Consider the following 16,622-nt stretch of genomic DNA (forward strand, 5'->3'; position numbering starts at 1 on the left):
CTCCATTATGGTCGGCGCCGCAGACAGGCCGGGGTGGCCGGGGTCACAGCCCGGCCTCCTGCACGCACCGCTGAGGGTCCGTCGCACGTTGACAGGCCGTCCACCGGATCCAAATACTGACTTGCGATTCAGTAACCCTCACCCGGGAGACCCCATGACCGCCCCTCTGATGTCGCTCGTCTGGACCGACCACATCACCGGCCGCCGGGGTTTCCTGGTCGTGGACCGGCTGGTGCGGGGCGTGGCCAGCGGCGGGCTGCGGATGCGGCCCGGCTGCACCCTGGAGGAGGTCACCGGACTCGCCCGGGGCATGACGATGAAGGAGGCCCTGCACTACGACCCCGAGGGCCGTTACGTCCCTCTCGGCGGCGCCAAGGGCGGCATCGACTGCGATCCGCAGGACCCCGGGGCGTACGGGCTGCTCGTGCGCTACCTGCGGGCCATGCGGCCGTACATCGAGAGCTTCTGGACCACCGGCGAGGATCTGGGCCTCACCCAGGACCTGGTGGACCGTGCGGCGGCGGAGGCGGGCCTGGTCTCCTCCGTGCAGGCCGTGTACCCGCTGCTGGACGACGAGGCGGCGGCCCGCGAGCGACTCGCGGACGCCTTCGCGGTCGAGGTGGACGGCATCGGCCTGGACGAGCTGGCGGGCGGCTGCGGGGTCGCGGAGTCGGTGCTTGCCGCCCTGGACCGGGCGTCGGTGCCGTACCGGGGCACCCGGGTGGCCGTGCAGGGCCTGGGCACGATGGGCGGGGCCACGGCCCGCTTCCTCGCGCGCGCGGGCCTCACGGTGGTGGCCGTGGCCGACATCAAGGGGACCGTCGCCAACCCGGAGGGTCTCGACGTGGAGGCGCTACTGGTCGCGCGGGACGCCTACGGCACGCTCGACCGCTCGGTGCTGCGCCCCGGCGACCGCGAACTGCCCGGTGACGCGTGGCTGTCCGCGGACGCGGAGGTACTGGTGCCCGCGGCGGTGTCGTACGCGATCGGCACCGCCGAGCAGCAGCGGATCGCCGCCCGCTGGATCGTCGAGGCGGCCAACATGCCCGTCCTGCCCGAGGCGGAGAGTCTGCTGGCCGCGCGCGGGGTGACCGTGCTGCCGGACGTGGTGGTCAACTCCGCCACGAACGCCTGGTGGTGGTGGACCCTGTTCGGCGACATCGGCCCGGACGCCGACGAGGCGTTCGCGCACATCCGCCGCTCGATGCGCGCCCTGGTCGACCTGGTGCTCACGCGCGCGGAGGCCGACGGTACGACGCCGCGCGCCGCCGCCCACGCCCTGGTGACCGACCGCCTGCCGGTGATCGCGGAGCGCTTCGGGTGGTACCGCTGACACAGGCCCGGTCCCCTCGGCCCACGGCATGCGAAGTGGCCGAGGGAGCCAGGCCCTTTCCGTGCGGCCGTGAGCGACGGATTAGGGTGGCCGCGTGGCGAGAGTGCGGTTGAGTGTGGCCGAGCGGCGGGAGGAATTGCTGCGGGCTGCCATCGAGCAGATCGAGGCGCGGGGCGTGGCGGCGGTGAGGATCGCCGACGTGGCCTCAGCGCTCGGCGTGAGCAACGCGCTGGTGCTGTACCACTTCTCGACCAAGGAGAAGCTGGTCGCCGAGGCCTTCACCTACGCGGCCGCGGACGACCTCGCGCATCTGCGGGGGCTGCTGGACCGGCGTGCCTCCGCGCTGCGCCGGCTGCGGGCAGCCGTGCGCTGGTACGCGCCCACCGGCCAGGCCAAGGGCTGGCGGCTGTGGATCGAGGGCTGGGCGGTGGCGCTGCGCGAGCCCACCCTCCGACAGGTCACCCGCGATCTGGACCAGCAGTGGAAGGCGGCGATCACCGAGGTCATCGCGGAGGGCGTGGCGGCGGGCGAGTTCGAGTGCGCCGACCCGGCGGGAGCGGCACTGCGGCTCACCGCGCTCCTCGACGGTCTCGCGGTGCAGCTGACGTCGTACCCGGGCTCGGTGCCGCGGTCCCGGGCGCGGCAGTGGGCGGACGAGGCCCTGGCCCGGGAACTCGGGCTGAGCCGGGAGGCGTTGGCCGAGCGGGCGCGGTGAGCGTCCGGTCGGTGCGGTGGTACGGATGTGCCCCGCACCGCCGGGTTCGCGGCGCGGGGCACGGACGGCGGCCGTCACGCCACCGACGCGATCCGCATCTTGATGTCGTCCGGCGACAGGGTGCCCTTCGCCGTCACATGGTCCCCGGAGGACTCGCCGCGCAGCCGGCGGCCGATCCACGGGACGAGGTACTCGCGGGCCCAGTGGACGTCGTCGCGGCGGACCTCCAGGGTGCCCCTGGGCGGGAGCGGCGGCCAGGGCTGCTCCGGGTCGGCCGGGATCTGCAGGCCGAGGGCCTGGCCGGCGCGCAGCGCCACGCGCGTGTGTCCCTCGGGTGAGAGGTGGAGCCGGTCGTCGTCCCACGCCCTGCGGTCCTGGACGGACTTCAGGGACCACAGGTCGAGCACGGGGCACCCGTACCGGTCGGCGATGGCGCGGACGTGCCCGTTGTAGGTGGCGATCTTGCCGCGCAGATGCTTGAGCAGCGGGACGCCACGGGTGTCGAAGCCGGTCGTCACGAGCACGGTGCCCACGGCCTCGGTGAGCTGGGACACGGCCCGCTCGAAGCGCTCGGCCACCTCGTCCGGGTCGGTGCCGGGCCGGATGATGTCGTTGCCGCCCGCGCAGAAGGACACCAGGTCCGGGGCGAGTTCGACGGCCTTCGGGAGCTGGTCCGCCATGATCTGGTCGAGCAGCTTTCCGCGCACGGCCAGGTTGGTGTACGCGAAGTCGCCCTCGGGACGCCGGTCCGCGAGCAGTACCGCGAACCGGTCGGCCCAGCCCACGAACGCCCCGTCGGGGCCGGGGTCGCCCACGCCCTCGGTGAAGCTGTCCCCCACCGCCACGTACGACCCGATCACTGATCTGTTGTCATTCTTCGAATCGTCTGCCACGTCGGACCATGATTCACCTTCGGATGTGACCTACGCGACCGTAGGCAGGGGTTGACGAACGGTGAGATGAGACACCCTTAAATGATGTGCCAATCCAGGAATAACGCCACGGTCAGGCGCGTTGACGGTGCGCACACGCAGAAGGCCGGACCCCGGGATCGGGGTCCGGCCTTCTGCGGCCTGTCAGGGCAGGTGATTCTCGAGAACGCGTCCCACGGAGCGGGAGCCTCAGACGGCGACGCCGTGCGAGCGGAGGTAGCCGACCGGGTCGATGTCCGAGCCGTAGTTCGGCGTGGTGCGGATCTCGAAGTGCAGGTGCGGACCGGTCACGTTGCCGGTCGCGCCGGAGAGGCCGATCTGCTGGCCCGCGGTCACGGTCTGGCCGGCCGAGACGGAGAGCCGCGAGAGGTGACCGTACTGGGCGTAGTAGCCGTCGTTCAGCTTGATGACGACCTGGTTGCCGTAGGCGCCGCCCCACCCGGCGGAGACGACGGTGCCGGCGGCGACGGCCTTGAGCGAGGTACCGGTCGGCACGACGAAGTCGACGCCGGTGTGGTAGCCGCTGGACCACATGCTGCCGGCCACGTGGTAGCCGGTGCCGATGGTGGCGCCGGCGACCGGGAGGGTGTAGCCGGTGGAGGGCACGGAGGGGGCGGAGGGTGCGGAGGGTGCGGTGGCGGCACCGGAGGCCTGGCCGGACCGGGACGGGGATGCCGGCGCCGGGGCGGAGGGCTCGGTGTGCGTCCGGGCGGTCTTCGCGCCGAGCGACAGCTTCAGACCCGGGTGGATCAGCGAGGGGTCCTGGCCGACGGCCTGCCGGTTGTCGTCGTAGAGCCGCTGCCAGCCGCCGCTGACGTGCTGCGCGTCGGCGATCTTCGCAAGCCAGTCGCCGGACTGCACCGTGTAGGTGCGCACACCCGAATTCCGCTGCACGGCCGCCTTCTTCACGGCCGTCTTTTCCACGACCGGAAGGGACTGCACGGCCTTTCCGGAAACGGGTTGCGTGGTGGCGGCGTGCGCTCCGGTGGCCCCGAGGAGTGGCAGGGCCAGCGCGGCACCACCGGTTCCGGCGACGGCGATCGAGCGGCTGAAACGCGGGGTCTTGGGGCGGCGGTGCTTACCCTTCGCGGGCATGGCGCATTCCTCTCCGGCGCCTGCGAGGTGAGCTGACGGGTTCGGGCTGGAGCTGCCCGGCCGCGCGGTGCGCGGCTGCACCCCAGCCTGTCCCGGAGACCGGGACAGGCAGTCGTACCTGGCGGGTCCCCCGCTCCTGCCGAACACGGGTGAAGTGTGTGGGGACTCCGGGCGGCGGCAGGATTCGGCGTTCCGTCCGGATTGGTGGCGAACGTAAGCGAGCAAGACGCAACCGGACAAGCAGCCGGTTCCCGGCGTGGATGTTCCAAGTGATCGAATTCGGGAATTCCCGGTCACTCTGCGTGAATTCCCGAATCCTTCCCCTTTTCAATTTCCTTCGCCTTTATGGGGATTACGTGGACATGACGCGCGACGCACGGTCACGAATATGACGCTCCTCACGCACCGACTCCCCACGCCCCCTTGCCCCAGAGCGAGTTGGAACGAAGGCGCCAATTCGGGCAGATGGCTCAGATGCGGCGCAGTCGGAGAACCGTCGCATCCAGGTCACCCTTCAGCCCGGCGCGCAGCCCGTGGTGCAGCAGGACGGCCCCTCGATGCTCTTCGCCCGTTTCGAGGCATTTGTACGATGCCGTCGGGTCGAGTCCGCGCAGCCGCAGCGCCGGCACCGGCTCGCCGTAGTGCTGCGCCTGGAGGCAGGCGAGGACCACGGTCTCGTCCCCGAGGACGTACTGGACAGCACTCAGACCGCCCGTCGGGGGCCGCAGCCGGTACTGGTCGCCGCGCTGGACGACCGGTCGGATCTCCTTGTAGAGGTCCACCCAGCGACGGGCTTCGGCCAGCTCCTCCCCGGTCCACTCGGTGAGGTCGCCGCCGACGCCGAGGACCCCGGCCATCGAGCTGACGAAACGGAACCGCAGCGAGCTCTCCCGCCCGTTGAGCTGGGTGTTCGGGCTGTCGGTGACCCATGCGGCCATGACCCGCGCCGGATGGATTTGGCTGAAGCCGTGCTGGATGGCGAGCCGGTCGAGCGGGTCGGTGTTGTCGGAGGTCCACACCTGGTCGGTGCGGCTCATCACGCCGAGGTCGATCCGCCCGCCGCCGCCCGAGCAGGACTCGAACGCGACCGAGGGATGGGCGGCTCGCAGCCGGTCCAGCAGGGCGTACAGAGCGCGGACATGGTCCACCCACAGGCGCTGCGGGTACGGCTCCCCGGGCCAGCCGGCGTCGGTGAAGCAGCGATTGAAGTCCCACTTCACGTAGTCGACCGGGGCGCTCGACAGGAGGGCGTCCAGCTGCTCCCAGAGATACTCCTGGACGTCCTCGCGGGCGAGGTTGAGAACGAGCTGGTTGCGCAGTTCCGTCCGCTTGCGTCCCGGCTGGTACTGCACCCAGTCGGGGTGAGCACGGTAGAGGTCGCTGTCGGGGTTGACCATCTCGGGCTCGACCCAGATGCCGAACTGCATGCCGAGGTCGTGCACCTGGTCGGCGAGGGGCTTGAGGCCGTGCGGGAAGCGGTCGGGGTCGGGCGTCCAGTCGCCGAGGCCGGCCCGGTCACTGGTGCGGGCACCGAACCAGCCGTCGTCCACGACGAACAGCTCGACGCCGATCTCGGCGGCCCGCCGGGCGAGGGCGGCCTGCTGCTCCTCGGAGATGTCGAAGTTGGTCGCCTCCCAGGAGTTGAACAGCACCGGCCGGTCCTGCTCCGCGCCCGGGACGACGTACGCCCGCTGGTAGGCGTGCCAGGTGCGGCTGGCCCCGCCGAAGCCGCCGTCGCTCCACAGGCCGGCGAAGACGGGGGTGGTGTACGACTCGCCTGGCTGGAGCAGCAGCAGGCCCGAGTCGTCGTATCCGGCGCCACCGGTGACCTGCACGCGTGCGTCCGGGAGTTGGGCGACGGCGATCCGCCAGGAGCCGGACCAGCCGAGCGCGCAGCCGTAGACCTCGCCGCGTTCCTCGGTCGCGTCGGTGTCCAGCGCGACCCAGGGCAGGTGCTGGTGGCCGGTGTGGCCGCGGCGGCTGCCGATGGTCTTCTCGCCGTAGGTGAGGGGGGCGGTGGTCAGCAGCGACTCGGCGGCCCAGCGGCCGTGCAGCTGGGACAGCCGCCAGCCCTCGCGGTCGGGCAGGGTCCAGGCGGCGGCGTCTGCGCGCAGCAGTTCCACGCGCGCGTGCGAGCCGTTCTCCACGGTCACCCAGCGCTCCACGACGTCCCCGCGCATCCGGTAGTGCAGGGTGACGGCCAGCCCGTCGTCGTCGAAGCGCAGCCGCAGCCCGTCACCGTCGTTGCCGCCCTCGGTGTCGAACGACACGAAGCGCCACTCGGTGCCGCGCCGCTCCTCGGTGCGCACGGACAGGGCCGGACGGACGAAGCGGGGGCCGCCCTCGACGGGGTACTCCTCGCGGCCGTCGAGCGGGGACTCGAAGGGCCAGTAGGCGGGCAGCGGGCTCACCGCCAGGGCCTCGGCGTCGGCGATCGCGATCCGTGGCCCCCAGTGCAGGTGCAGCAGTTCGTCCGCATCGGTGAGATGCAGCGCATAGCTGCTGCCGGGGCCCGACAGGAGCCATGTACGACCGTCTTCGGCGATGTCCACCATCGAGACCTCACAGGTGCCAACAGATCCGCTCAAGTGCGAACATCATTAGGCCCCGCAGCCCCTGGTGGCAACGCCTGTGGACAACTCATTGCCCGAGGAAATCGATGTCGTATCGTCGACGGAGTGCCCGTCGACGAGCCGCGCCGGCGGGGCCGACCGGGAGGAGCCCCCGTGACGCAGCAGGTCCCCTCGACCGAGCCCGAGCTGGCCGGAGTGCGCAATTTCCGCGATGTGGGCGGACTGCCGACCGTGGACGGACGGCGGGTGCGCCCCGGAGCGCTGTTCCGCAGCGGCCATCTCGCGCACGCCACCGAAGAGGACGCGGCCTTCCTAGCGTCCCTGGGCCTGCACACGATCTTCGACTTCCGCAACGCCGCCGACCAGAAGCTGGAGGGTCCGGACGTCGAGCTGCCCGGCGTGCGGAACGTGAACCTGCCGCTGAGCGACCCGGCGGACGGTGCCGAGTTCTGGCAGATGGTCCGCGACGGCGGCATCGAGCAGCTGCGCGGCATCCTCGCGGACGGCAAGGCGGCGGCCCGGATGGTCGCCTCGTACCGGACGATCGTCAAGGAGCGCACCGCCGAGCACTCCCGGGTGCTGCACGCCATCGCCGAGGACAGCGTGCCCGCGCTGATGCACTGCGCTGCGGGCAAGGACCGCGCGGGCATCTCCATAGCCGTCACACTCCTGGCCGTGGGCGTGGAGCGCGATGCCGTCATCGCCGACTACCTGGAGTCCAACGCCAAGCACCGGCGCTACAAGGTCCGTCGCAACGGCAGCGCGGACACCGCGTACACGCCCGAGGTGATGGAGCTGCTCAGCCCGCTCTTCGACGCCCGCGCCGAGTATCTCCAGGCGGCCTTCGCGAGCATCGAGGAGACGTGGGGCGGCACCGACGCCTACTTCGCGCAGGGTCTGGGGCTCACCCCCGAGACCCGGGAGCGGCTGCGGGAGCGCCTGCTGGACTGACGGCGGTCAGCCCTTGCCGCCCAGCTCGAACAGCAGATAGAGGAACGCCGCGAACAGGTGGCCGACGGCGATGTAGATGATCAGCCGGACCCACAGCGAGCGGGGGAACCTCTCCTCGAAGTTGCTCATGGCAGCTCTCCAGTCAGCGGGCCCAGGCACAGCGTGGCCGTGGGACTCTGCAGCAGGGTGTGGACGAACAGCAGCTCCACGCCGTCGTGGTCCTCGGCGGCGAGGCGGTGCGGGGTGAGCGAGTCGAAGTGCGCGCTGTCACCGGGCGTCAGCAGGTGCACGGTGTCCCCCAGGCGCAGCCTGAGCCGCCCCTTGAGGACATGGAGCCACTCCTCGCCGGGGTGGACGCGCACGATGTCGCCCTGGGCGCCGTACGGCACCCGGACGCGCAGCGCCTGCATGCCGCGCCCCGGGGCTCCGGCCTGGAAGTAGGTCCAGCCGCCCGCATGGGTCGGCTCCATGTCGGCGGCGCGCACGACGGCGTCCCGGTCGGCGACCGTCTCGCCGAGCAGCTCCGAGACGGTCGTACCGTAGATACGGGCGAGCGCGAGCAGCATCGGCAGCGAGGGCTGGCGCTGCCCGGTCTCCAGCCGGGACAGATGGGCCGGCGAGAGCCCGGCGGACCGGGCCGCGGCCTCCAGGGTGAGGCCGCTGCGCCGGCGCAAGGCACGCAGCTGCGGCGCCACGGCGGGCAGGTCGTCGCCCTGGCCCGCCGGTGGCGCGGCTTCTGAGGCGTTCATGCCTCCATTCAGCCGGATCATTGCCTCTGCGGCAAATTCCTTGCCTCAGAGGCAAAAGCCGGGGCTCAGCGGTTGGCCACCGCCTGCTTGATCAGGGTCTTGCCGAAGTCCCACATCAGGCCGCTGCCGCTGTGCGCGTCGTCCATCACCGTAGTGAAGGCGTCCACGAACCGGTCCACGTCGGCCTCGTCGACGACCAGCGGCGGGATGAGCTTGATGACCTCCAGGTGGTCGCCGGAGACCTGGGTGAGGATCCGGTGCCGCTGCAGCAGCGGTACGACCACCATCTGCGCGAACAGGCCCTTGCGTGCGGCCTGGAGCATGGTCCAGCGGCCGCGCAGCTTCAGCGAGCTGGGCTTCCCGAACTCGATGCCGATCATCAGGCCCCGGCCGCGCACGTCGGCGAGCAACTCGTACTTGTCGATCAGTGCGGTGAGCCGGGACTTCAGCAGGTCGCCCGTGGTGCGCACCCCGGCGACGATCTGCTCGTCCTCCAACACCGACAGCACGGCGAGTCCGGCCGCCATCGCCTGCGCGTTGGCCCCGAAGCTCGCCGAGTGGACCAGGACGCGGTCCATGGACGAGTAGACCTTCCTGAAGATCCAGTCCTTGCCCAGGGTCGCGCCGACCGGGACGTAGCCGCCGGACAGCGCCTTGGCCACGCACACCAGATCCGGTTCGACGCCGTCCTCGTGCTGGTAGGCGTAGAAGTCGCCGGTACGGCCGAGACCGGTCTGCACCTCGTCGGCGATGAGCAGCGCCTTGTGCCGGTGCAGCAGGTCCTGCGCGGCGCGCAGATAGCCGGGCGGGGTCTCGTGGACGCCCTTGCCCTGGATCGGCTCCACGATCAGGGCGGCCACGTCGCCCTTCTTCAGCTCCCGCGCGAGCGCGTCGAGATCACCGAGGGGCACGGCGGTGTCGGGCAGCAGCGGGGCGAAGCCGTCGCGGAAGCCGTCCTCGCCGTTGACCGAGAGGGAGCCGGTGGTCAGGCCGTGGAACGCGTGGTCGCAGTAGAGGACGCGCGGTCTGCCGGTGGCGTACCGGGCGAACTTCAGGGCGGTCTCGACCGCTTCGGTGCCGCTGTTGCCGAAGAACACCCGGTCCAGGTGCGGGCTGTGGCTGAGCAGCCGCTCCGCGAGCAGGCCGGGCAGCGGCTGGCAGTCGAAGCGGGTGAGGTCGGCGAGGTTGAGGTCCAGGACGTCGTGCAGCGCCTTGCGGACGACCGGGTGGTGGCGGCCGAGGCCCATCACCCCGAACCCGGCGAGCATGTCCAGGTAGTCGTTGCCGTCCGCGTCGTAGAAGTGGGCGCCCTCGGCGCGCTCGTAGACCTTGTCGAAGCCGATGGTGTGCAGCATGCGCGGGAGCTGCGGGTTCAGGTACTTCGTGTGCAGCTCGTAGCGCTCGGCTCCGCGGTCGGCGAGGAGGGCGCCGAGGTCGAACTCCTTGGTCATTCAGCTTTCTCCTTGACTGTGCCCCCCGGGTCCTTGGCGGCGACGCCCGTCTCCTCGACGACGAGAACCGGATCCTTGACGGCCAGGCTCGCGCCGATCCGTCCGGCGATCTCGACGGGCGTGAGGCCGATGTCGGCCAGCACCTCGCTGCGCTTGGCGTGCGCGAGGAACTGCTCCGGGATGCCGAACCTCCGTACCGGCACGTCCACGTCGGCGTCGCCCAGGGCGAGCGCCACGGCCGAACCGACCCCGGCGGCCCGGCTGTTGTCCTCCACGACGGCCACCAGCCGGTGTGCGGCGGCCAGCCCCGGCAGCTCCGGGTCGACGGGCTTGACCCAACGGGGGTCGACCACCGTGCAGCCGATGCCCCGCGCCGCCAGCAGCTCGGCGGCCTGCAGGCACACCGGTGCCATCACGCCTACGGCCACCAGCAGCACCTCGGGGTCTTCGCCGCGGTGCAGGACGTCCATGCCGCCGACGTGGTCGATCGCCGGGATCCGCGGGCCGACGGACTCCTTCGGGAAGCGGACCATGGTGGGCGCGTCGTCCACGGCGACGGCCTCGCGCAGCTGGGCGCGCAGCTGGTCGGCGTCGCGCGGCGCGGCGATCCTGAGGCCGGGGACGACCTGCAGGACGGACATGTCCCACATGCCGTTGTGCGACGCCCCGTCCACGCCGGTGACGCCGGCCCGGTCCAGCACGAAGGTCACCCCGCACCGGTGCAGGGCGACGTCCATCAGCAGCTGGTCGAAGGCGCGGTTGAGGAAGGTGGCGTAGACGGCGACGACCGGGTGCAGTCCGCCGGTGGCGAGACCGGCGGCGGAGACGGCCGCGTGCTGCTCGGCGATGCCGACGTCCCACACCCGGTCCGGGAAGCGCTCGGCGAACTTGCCGAGGCCCACCGGGTGCAGCATGGCCGCCGTGATGGCCACGACGTCCTCCCGTTCCTCCCCGATCCTGACGATCTCGTCGCCGAACACCGAGGTCCAGGAAGGCCCGTTGGACGGCGTGAGCGGTGCGCAGGTGAGCGGGTCCATCACGCCGACGGTGTGGAAGTGGTCCTCCTCGTGGGCGAGGGCGGGTTCGTAGCCGCGGCCCTTCTCCGTGAGGCAGTGGACCAGGACGGGCCCGTGGAAGCGCTTGGCCCGCCGCAGCGCCGACTCGACGGCCTTGATGTCGTGCCCGTCGATCGGACCGACGTACTTCAGGCCCAGGTCCTCGAACATGCCCTGCGGGGCGAAGGCGTCCTTGAAGCCCTTCTTCGCGCCGTGCAGGGACTCGTAGACGGTGTGGCCGACGACCGGGGTCCGCAGCAGCACGTCCTTGCCCCAGGCGAGGACCTTCTCGTAGCCGTCGGTGGTGCGCAGGGTGGCCAGGTGGTTGGCCAGGCCCCCGATGGTCGGGGCGTAGGACCGCTCGTTGTCGTTGACGACGATGATCAGCGGCCGGTCCTTGGCGGCCGCGATGTTGTTCAGCGCCTCCCAGGCCATGCCGCCGGTCAGCGCGCCGTCGCCGATGACCGCGACCACATGGCCCTTCGCCCCCTGTACCTGGTTGGCCTTGGCCAGGCCGTCGGCCCAGCCGAGCGCGGTCGAGGCGTGGCTGTTCTCGATGACGTCGTGCTCGGACTCCTCACGCGAGGGGTAGCCGGACAGGCCGCCCTTGCCGCGCAGCTTGGAGAAGTCCTGACGCCCGGTCAGCAGCTTGTGGACATAGCTCTGGTGGCCGGTGTCCCACAGGATGCGGTCGACCGGCGACTCGAAGACCCGGTGGAGCGCGATGGAGAGTTCCACCACCCCCAGGTTGGGCCCGAGGTGACCGCCGGTTCTCGCCACCGCGTGCACCAGGAACTCACGGATTTCTTCGGACAGTTCACCGAGTTCCGCCTCGGACAGCGCCTTCAGGTCGCGTGGTCCCCTGATGCTCTCCAGAATCGTCACGCTGGGCCCCCTCTCGGTCCGTGCCGTGCTTCAACCCCAACTCACTTCATCTGTTCCGCGAGCTTCATGGCCTCCTCGATGAGGGTCTCCACGATCCTGGACTCGGGGACGGTCTTGACGACCTCACCCCTGACGAAGATCTGGCCCTTGCCGTTGCCCGAGGCAACCCCGAGGTCTGCCTCGCGGGCCTCGCCGGGACCGTTGACGACACACCCCATCACCGCGACCCGCAGCGGCACGTCCAGGCCGTCCAGCCCCGCCGTGACCTCGTCGGCCAGCTTGTACACGTCGACCTGGGCCCGCCCGCAGGACGGACAGGAGACGATCTCCAGGCGCCGCTGCCGCAGCCCCAGGGATTCCAGGATCTGGATGCCGACCTTGACCTCCTCGGCGGGCGGGGCACTCAGCGAGACCCGGACGGTGTCGCCGATCCCCCGCGACAGCAGCGCCCCGAACGCCACCGCCGACTTGATCGTGCCCTGGAAGGCCGGGCCGGCCTCGGTGACCCCCAGGTGCAGCGGGTAGTCGCAGCTCTCGGCGAGCAGCCGGTAGGCCTCGATCATCACGACCGGGTCGTTGTGCTTGACCGAGATCTTGATGTCCCTGAAGTCGTGCTCCTCGAAGAGCGACGCCTCCCACAGCGCGCTCTCGACCAGCGCCTCCGGGGTCGCCTTGCCGTACTTCTGCAGCAGCCGCCGGTCCAGCGAGCCCGCGTTGACGCCGATCCGGATCGGGGTGCCGTGGTCCTTCGCGGCCCGCGCGATCTCCTTCACCTGGTCGTCGAACTTCTTGATGTTGCCCGGGTTCACCCGGACCGCCGCGCAGCCCGCCTCGATGGCCGCGAACACGTACTTCGGCTGGAAGTGGATGTCCGCGATCACCGGGATCTGCGACTTGCGGGCGATGGTCGCTAGAGCGTCCGCGTCGTCCTGCGTGGGGCAGGCGACACGGACGATCTGGCAGCCGGACGCGGTGAGTTCGGCTATCTGCTGCAGGGTGGCACCGATGTCCGAGGTACGGGTCGTCGTCATCGACTGCACCGACACCGGGGCTCCGCCCCCGACCGCCACCGGACCGACGTGGATCTGCCGCGACACGCGCCGCGGTGCGACCGGCCGGGCCGGTACCCCGGGAACGCCCAAGGGGACGGCGGTCATGACGTCACTCCCGGTTCCCGGCAACGGTCTCGCGCATGGCCCGCAGCGACTCCTTCAGGGAGCCCATGGTGGCGAGAACGGCGGTCGGCTCGTAGCCGCAGTGCGCCATGCAGTTGGCGCAGCGCGGGTCCTTGCCGCGGCCGTACTTGTCCCAGTCGGTCTCCTCGACGAGTTCGCGGTACGTCGGCACGTACCCGTCGCTCATCAGGTAGCAGGGACGCTGCCAGCCGAAGAGCGAGTAGTTCGGGATCGCCCACGCGGTGCACGGGAAGTCGACCTTGCCCTCCAGGAAGTCCAGGAAGAGCGGGGAGTGGTTGAGCCGCCAACGCCGGCGGTTGCCGCCCGCGAAGGCCTTCTTGAACAGCTCCCGGGTCTGCTCGACGCCGAGGAAGTGCTCCTGGTCGGGCGCCTTCTCGTAGGCGTAGGCGGGCGAGATCATCATCTCGTCGACCTCGAGGTCGTCGTTGAGGAAGTTGAGCACCTCGATGATGGTCTGCGGGGTGTCGGTGTTGAAGAAGGTGGAGTTGGTGGTCACCCGGAAGCCGCGCCGCTTGGCCTCCTTGATGGCCTCCACCGCCTCGTCGAACACGCCCTCCTTCGCGACGGACTCGTCGTGCCGCTCGCGCAGCCCGTCGATGTGCACCGCGAAGGCAAAGTAGGGCGAGGGCGTGAACTTGTCCATCTTCTTGCGCAGCAACATGGCGTTGGTGCACAGGAAGACGTATTTCCTCCTGGCCACCAACTGGCGCACGATCTCGTCGATCTGAGGGTGCATCAGCGGCTCGCCACCGGCGATGGACACCATCGGCGCACCGGACTCCAGCACCGCGCCCACGGCCTGGGCCACCGGCATGCGCTGCTTGAGCACACCCGCCGGGTGCTGGATCTTGCCGCAGCCCTCGCACTTGAGGTTGCAGGCGAACAGCGGTTCCAGCTCGACGATGAGCGGAAACTTGTCCCGCCTGCGGATCTTCTGTTCAGCCAGGTAAGTAGCGACCTTGATGGACTGACGCAGCGGCATGGCCATCTGGCTCACCTCCGGGGGAGCAACAAAGAACGGTGCCATTCGAAAAAAGCAGGAAGGACGGTACGAAGAACGCGGAAGGCCGATATTCCACCGCGCACCGTGCCGATCCGGACGAGTTCATGTTCTGGAGCGTCCACGACCACCCGTACGGCCGCAACCGGGCGCTCGCCCGCGCGGACAGCGCTCAGGAGCGTGGCCGCGGACTCCATGTCGACCGCGATCGCGCCGGTCGCGAGCAGGTCGGACCGCTCATGGCCGCGGACGACATGGTCGGAGCCGGTGACGGGCCCGGTGTGGACGGTGCGCCCCGGCAGGATGCGCACGAGTTCCTTGACGAGCAGGTCGGTGCCCACGCACGGGACGGTCCCGCGCGGGTCCCGGGTCTCCTCGGCGACGACCAGGTCGCCGGGGTGCATCCCGGGTGCGAGCCCGGCGCAGAAGCCGGTGGCCATAACGGCCGCGTCGGCCAGCGCCGGGTCCGCGAGGAGCCGGGTGACGGAGCGTTCCGCCGCCTTGGGGCCCATGCCCGTACGGACGACGGTGAACGGCCCGCCGGCACCGCCCCGGTCGCCGGTGCGCAGGGCGAGGTGCTCGATGCCGAGCGCGCAGGCGATCAGCAGCGGGGCCGGGGCGGGCTGGGCGCTCATTCAGCTCCCCTTGACCTCGGAGAGCGGCTTCTTGATCTCGGAGAGCGGCTTCCTGGCCCTGGCGAGCAGCTGCCGCTCGAACGGGTCGCCGTGCAGGTACCGGCCGAGCGCGGTGAGCGGGAAGACCTGCCGGTAGAGGTGGTAGTTGATGGAGAAGTCCCAGGGGAAGCCGGTGCCGGTGAAGTACGGCTCGTCCCAGGACCCGTCCTCCCGCTGGGTCTCGGCCAGCCACCGGACACCGCGCTCGACGGCCTTGGAGTCCTGCTCCCCCGCCGCGAGCAGGGCCATCAGCGCCCACCCGGTCTGCGAGGCCGTGGAGGCTCCGCGACCGCTCCACTCCTTGACGTACTTGTAGGAGCGCAGGTCCTCGCCCCAGCCGCCGTCGTCGTTCTGGACGCTCTCCAGCCAGGCCACCGCCCGCCGGATCGCCGGGTGGGAGCCGGGCAGCCCGGCCGCGGTCAGCGCGGGCACCACCGAACCGGTGCCGTAGACGTAGTTGACGCCCCAGCGCCCGAACCACGAGCCGTCCGGCTCCTGTTCGGCGAGCAGCCACTCGATGCCGCGCCGGGTGCGCGGGTCGTGGGCGAGGCCCTCGGCGGCGAGCATCTCGACCACGTGCGCGGTGACGTCCGCGGACGGCGGGTCGATGACCTCGCCGAAGTCGCAGAACGGCAGCCGGTTCGGGAACGGGCTGGTGTTGTCGACGTCGAAGGCGCCCCAGGCGCCGTTCTTCGACTGCATCCCGAGGTTCCAGCGCACCGCGCGCCCGATCGCCCCGTCCACCCGGTCGGGGTCGTGATGCCTGACCCGCCGCAGGGCGAGAGCGACCTCGGCGGTGTCGTCGATGTCCGGGTAGTTGTCGTTGTGGAACTCGAACGCCCAGCCGCCGGGCGGCAGTCCGGGCCGCTTCACGGCCCAGTCGCCGGGCCGGACGATCTCCTCGCCGAGCATCCAGTCGGCGGCCTTCACCAGTTGGGGGTGGTCGACGGGCAGGCCGGCGTCGACGAGCGCGATGGTGGCGAGGCAGGTGTCCCACACCGGGGACTGGCAGGCCTCGATCATCCGGGCGCCGTCCTCGCGCCATACGGCGAAACGGTCCAGCGAGGCGAGGCCCTCGCGCATGACCGGGTGCTGGAGGTCGTAGCCGAGCAGGTGCAGGGCGATGACCGAGTACACGGCCGGTGGCTGGATGCCGCCCCAGCAGCCGTCGTTCTCCTGGCGCTCGATGATCCAGCGGGCGGCGGAGTTCATCGCGGCCCTGCGCAGGCGGCGCGGGGCGACCTTGCGCAGCTGGTGCAGCACCTTGTCCAGGCGCTGGAACGCGCCGTCCCAACTGGCCACCGGCGCAAGGGGCTCGGCCGGGTTGGGGTTCGCCGGGTCGGTGTGCAGCTCGTCCAGCGGAAAGGGCGCCGGGCGGACCGGGCGCTTGGCCGAGACGATGGTCAGCGGCACGATGGTCTGCCGGGCCCAGCAGCCGAAGTCGTAGATGTTGAGCGGCATCCAGCTGGGGAAGTAGATCAGCTCCGGCGGGAGTTCGGGCAGGTCCTCCCACTTCCACCAGCCGAACAGGGCCAGCCAGATCCGCGTGAAGACCCGGGAGGCGGCGATGCCGCCCCGCTCGCGGATCCAGGCGGAGGCCTTCGCCATGTGCGGGGCGTCGGGCGCGTCGCCGGCCAGACGGAGGGCTACGTACGCCTCGACGGTGGTGGACAGTTCACCGGGCCCGCCGTAGAAGGTGGCCCAGGTGCCGTCCGCGCGCTGCTCGCCGCGGATGAACAGGGCGGCGGCCTGTGTCGTCGCCTCGTCGCGGATCCCCAGGAACTGACGGAGCAGCAGGTCCTCGGCGTCCATGGTGACGTTCGTCTCGAGGTCGCCCTTCCACCAGCCCTGGGCGTCCTGCCGTGCCAGCAGGAAGTCGGTGGCACGCCGCGCGGCGCGTTCGGCGGCTTCTTGTACCCCGGCCGCCGCGGGGGTGGTGATGTCGGTTTCGCTGGCCGCGGCAGCGCGGGGCGGGATGGTCGCCCCGGTGCTTCCGTCGGTCGTCGCTGTCAT

Annotated in this window: 14 protein-coding genes and 1 riboswitch; of the genes, 3 read left to right on the forward strand and 11 right to left on the reverse strand. The window is 70.9% G+C overall.

What is annotated here, in order from left to right; all coding sequences use genetic code 11:
• Positions 1-154: 154 nt before the first annotated feature.
• Both ACIF83_RS08820 and ACIF83_RS08825 read left to right on the forward strand, forming a co-directional pair.
• On the forward strand, positions 155-1,333 hold the full coding sequence (locus ACIF83_RS08820; RefSeq protein ID WP_399724740.1) for a Glu/Leu/Phe/Val dehydrogenase dimerization domain-containing protein: 1,179 nt from the start codon (positions 155-157) through the stop codon (positions 1,331-1,333).
• A gap of 94 nt (positions 1,334-1,427) precedes the next feature.
• Complete coding sequence (locus tag ACIF83_RS08825) at positions 1,428-2,048, forward strand: TetR/AcrR family transcriptional regulator (RefSeq protein ID WP_393470296.1); 621 nt, start codon at positions 1,428-1,430, stop codon at positions 2,046-2,048.
• Between the two features lie 74 nt (positions 2,049-2,122).
• Here ACIF83_RS08825 and ACIF83_RS08830 read toward each other — a convergent pair whose 3' ends face one another.
• From ACIF83_RS08830 to ACIF83_RS08840, 3 genes are all read right to left on the reverse strand, one after another.
• The gene (locus ACIF83_RS08830; RefSeq protein WP_393471292.1) at positions 2,123-2,908 is read right to left on the reverse strand and encodes an SGNH/GDSL hydrolase family protein; all 786 of its coding nucleotides are present in this window, start codon (positions 2,906-2,908) and stop codon (positions 2,123-2,125) included.
• 261 nt (positions 2,909-3,169) lie between these two features.
• Positions 3,170-4,075, reverse strand: coding sequence for a peptidoglycan DD-metalloendopeptidase family protein (locus tag ACIF83_RS08835; RefSeq protein WP_399724743.1), 906 nt, complete (start codon positions 4,073-4,075; stop codon positions 3,170-3,172).
• A gap of 4 nt (positions 4,076-4,079) precedes the next feature.
• Positions 4,080-4,242: riboswitch (cyclic di-AMP (ydaO/yuaA leader) on the reverse strand.
• Between the two features lie 303 nt (positions 4,243-4,545).
• A complete protein-coding gene (locus ACIF83_RS08840; RefSeq protein ID WP_399725207.1) occupies positions 4,546-6,630 on the reverse strand; it encodes an alpha-galactosidase in 2,085 nt (694 codons plus the stop codon).
• 171 nt (positions 6,631-6,801) lie between these two features.
• On the opposite strand from ACIF83_RS08840, the gene ACIF83_RS08845 reads away from it, so the two are divergent.
• On the forward strand, positions 6,802-7,599 hold the full coding sequence (locus ACIF83_RS08845; protein ID WP_398137754.1) for a tyrosine-protein phosphatase: 798 nt from the start codon (positions 6,802-6,804) through the stop codon (positions 7,597-7,599).
• Between the two features lie 6 nt (positions 7,600-7,605).
• Here the strand turns inward: ACIF83_RS08845 and ACIF83_RS08850 are convergent, their stop codons facing one another.
• The 8 genes from ACIF83_RS08850 to shc form a co-directional block, all read right to left on the reverse strand.
• A complete protein-coding gene (locus ACIF83_RS08850; protein WP_393470287.1) occupies positions 7,606-7,728 on the reverse strand; it encodes a DUF6126 family protein in 123 nt (40 codons plus the stop codon).
• Entirely contained in the window at positions 7,725-8,348 is a 624-nt protein-coding gene (locus tag ACIF83_RS08855) for a helix-turn-helix domain-containing protein (RefSeq protein ID WP_393470284.1), read from the reverse strand. Before ACIF83_RS08855 ends, ACIF83_RS08850 begins: the two co-directional genes overlap by 4 nt.
• A 65-nt stretch (positions 8,349-8,413) precedes the next feature.
• On the reverse strand, positions 8,414-9,799 hold the full coding sequence (locus ACIF83_RS08860; RefSeq protein ID WP_399724748.1) for an aspartate aminotransferase family protein: 1,386 nt from the start codon (positions 9,797-9,799) through the stop codon (positions 8,414-8,416).
• Entirely contained in the window at positions 9,796-11,739 is a 1,944-nt protein-coding gene (gene dxs, locus ACIF83_RS08865; RefSeq protein ID WP_399724750.1) for a 1-deoxy-D-xylulose-5-phosphate synthase, read from the reverse strand. The genes ACIF83_RS08860 and dxs overlap by 4 nt, the downstream gene beginning before the upstream one ends.
• Before the next feature lie 41 nt (positions 11,740-11,780).
• The gene (gene ispG / locus ACIF83_RS08870) at positions 11,781-12,896 is read right to left on the reverse strand and encodes a flavodoxin-dependent (E)-4-hydroxy-3-methylbut-2-enyl-diphosphate synthase (protein ID WP_399724753.1); all 1,116 of its coding nucleotides are present in this window, start codon (positions 12,894-12,896) and stop codon (positions 11,781-11,783) included.
• A gap of 4 nt (positions 12,897-12,900) precedes the next feature.
• Positions 12,901-13,923, reverse strand: coding sequence for an adenosyl-hopene transferase HpnH (gene hpnH, locus ACIF83_RS08875; RefSeq protein WP_393470272.1), 1,023 nt, complete (start codon positions 13,921-13,923; stop codon positions 12,901-12,903).
• Between the two features lie 5 nt (positions 13,924-13,928).
• Complete coding sequence (locus tag ACIF83_RS08880) at positions 13,929-14,570, reverse strand: 1-hydroxy-2-methyl-2-butenyl 4-diphosphate reductase (RefSeq protein ID WP_393470269.1); 642 nt, start codon at positions 14,568-14,570, stop codon at positions 13,929-13,931.
• Complete coding sequence (gene shc, locus ACIF83_RS08885) at positions 14,571-16,622, reverse strand: squalene--hopene cyclase (RefSeq protein WP_393470267.1); 2,052 nt, start codon at positions 16,620-16,622, stop codon at positions 14,571-14,573.

Origin of the sequence: Streptomyces sp. NPDC085866 (assembly GCF_044541035.1) — a bacterium.
GTDB lineage: Bacteria > Actinomycetota > Actinomycetes > Streptomycetales > Streptomycetaceae > Streptomyces.

Bases quoted from the DNA above. Each gene is read 5' to 3' on its own strand.
- ACIF83_RS08855 (WP_393470284.1), bottom strand. From the start codon at position 8,348: ATGAACGCCTCAGAAGCCGCGCCACCGGCGGGCCAGGGCGACGACCTG.
- ACIF83_RS08820 (WP_399724740.1), top strand. From the start codon at position 155: ATGACCGCCCCTCTGATGTCGCTCGTCTGGACCGACCACATCACCGGC.
- ACIF83_RS08835 (WP_399724743.1), bottom strand. From the start codon at position 4,075: ATGCCCGCGAAGGGTAAGCACCGCCGCCCCAAGACCCCGCGTTTCAGC.
- ACIF83_RS08840 (WP_399725207.1), bottom strand. From the start codon at position 6,630: ATGGTGGACATCGCCGAAGACGGTCGTACATGGCTCCTGTCGGGCCCC.
- ACIF83_RS08860 (WP_399724748.1), bottom strand. From the start codon at position 9,799: ATGACCAAGGAGTTCGACCTCGGCGCCCTCCTCGCCGACCGCGGAGCC.
- shc (WP_393470267.1), bottom strand. From the start codon at position 16,622: ATGACAGCGACGACCGACGGAAGCACCGGGGCGACCATCCCGCCCCGC.
- ispG (WP_399724753.1), bottom strand. From the start codon at position 12,896: ATGACCGCCGTCCCCTTGGGCGTTCCCGGGGTACCGGCCCGGCCGGTC.
- hpnH (WP_393470272.1), bottom strand. From the start codon at position 13,923: ATGGCCATGCCGCTGCGTCAGTCCATCAAGGTCGCTACTTACCTGGCT.
- ACIF83_RS08880 (WP_393470269.1), bottom strand. From the start codon at position 14,570: ATGAGCGCCCAGCCCGCCCCGGCCCCGCTGCTGATCGCCTGCGCGCTC.
- ACIF83_RS08850 (WP_393470287.1), bottom strand. From the start codon at position 7,728: ATGAGCAACTTCGAGGAGAGGTTCCCCCGCTCGCTGTGGGTCCGGCTG.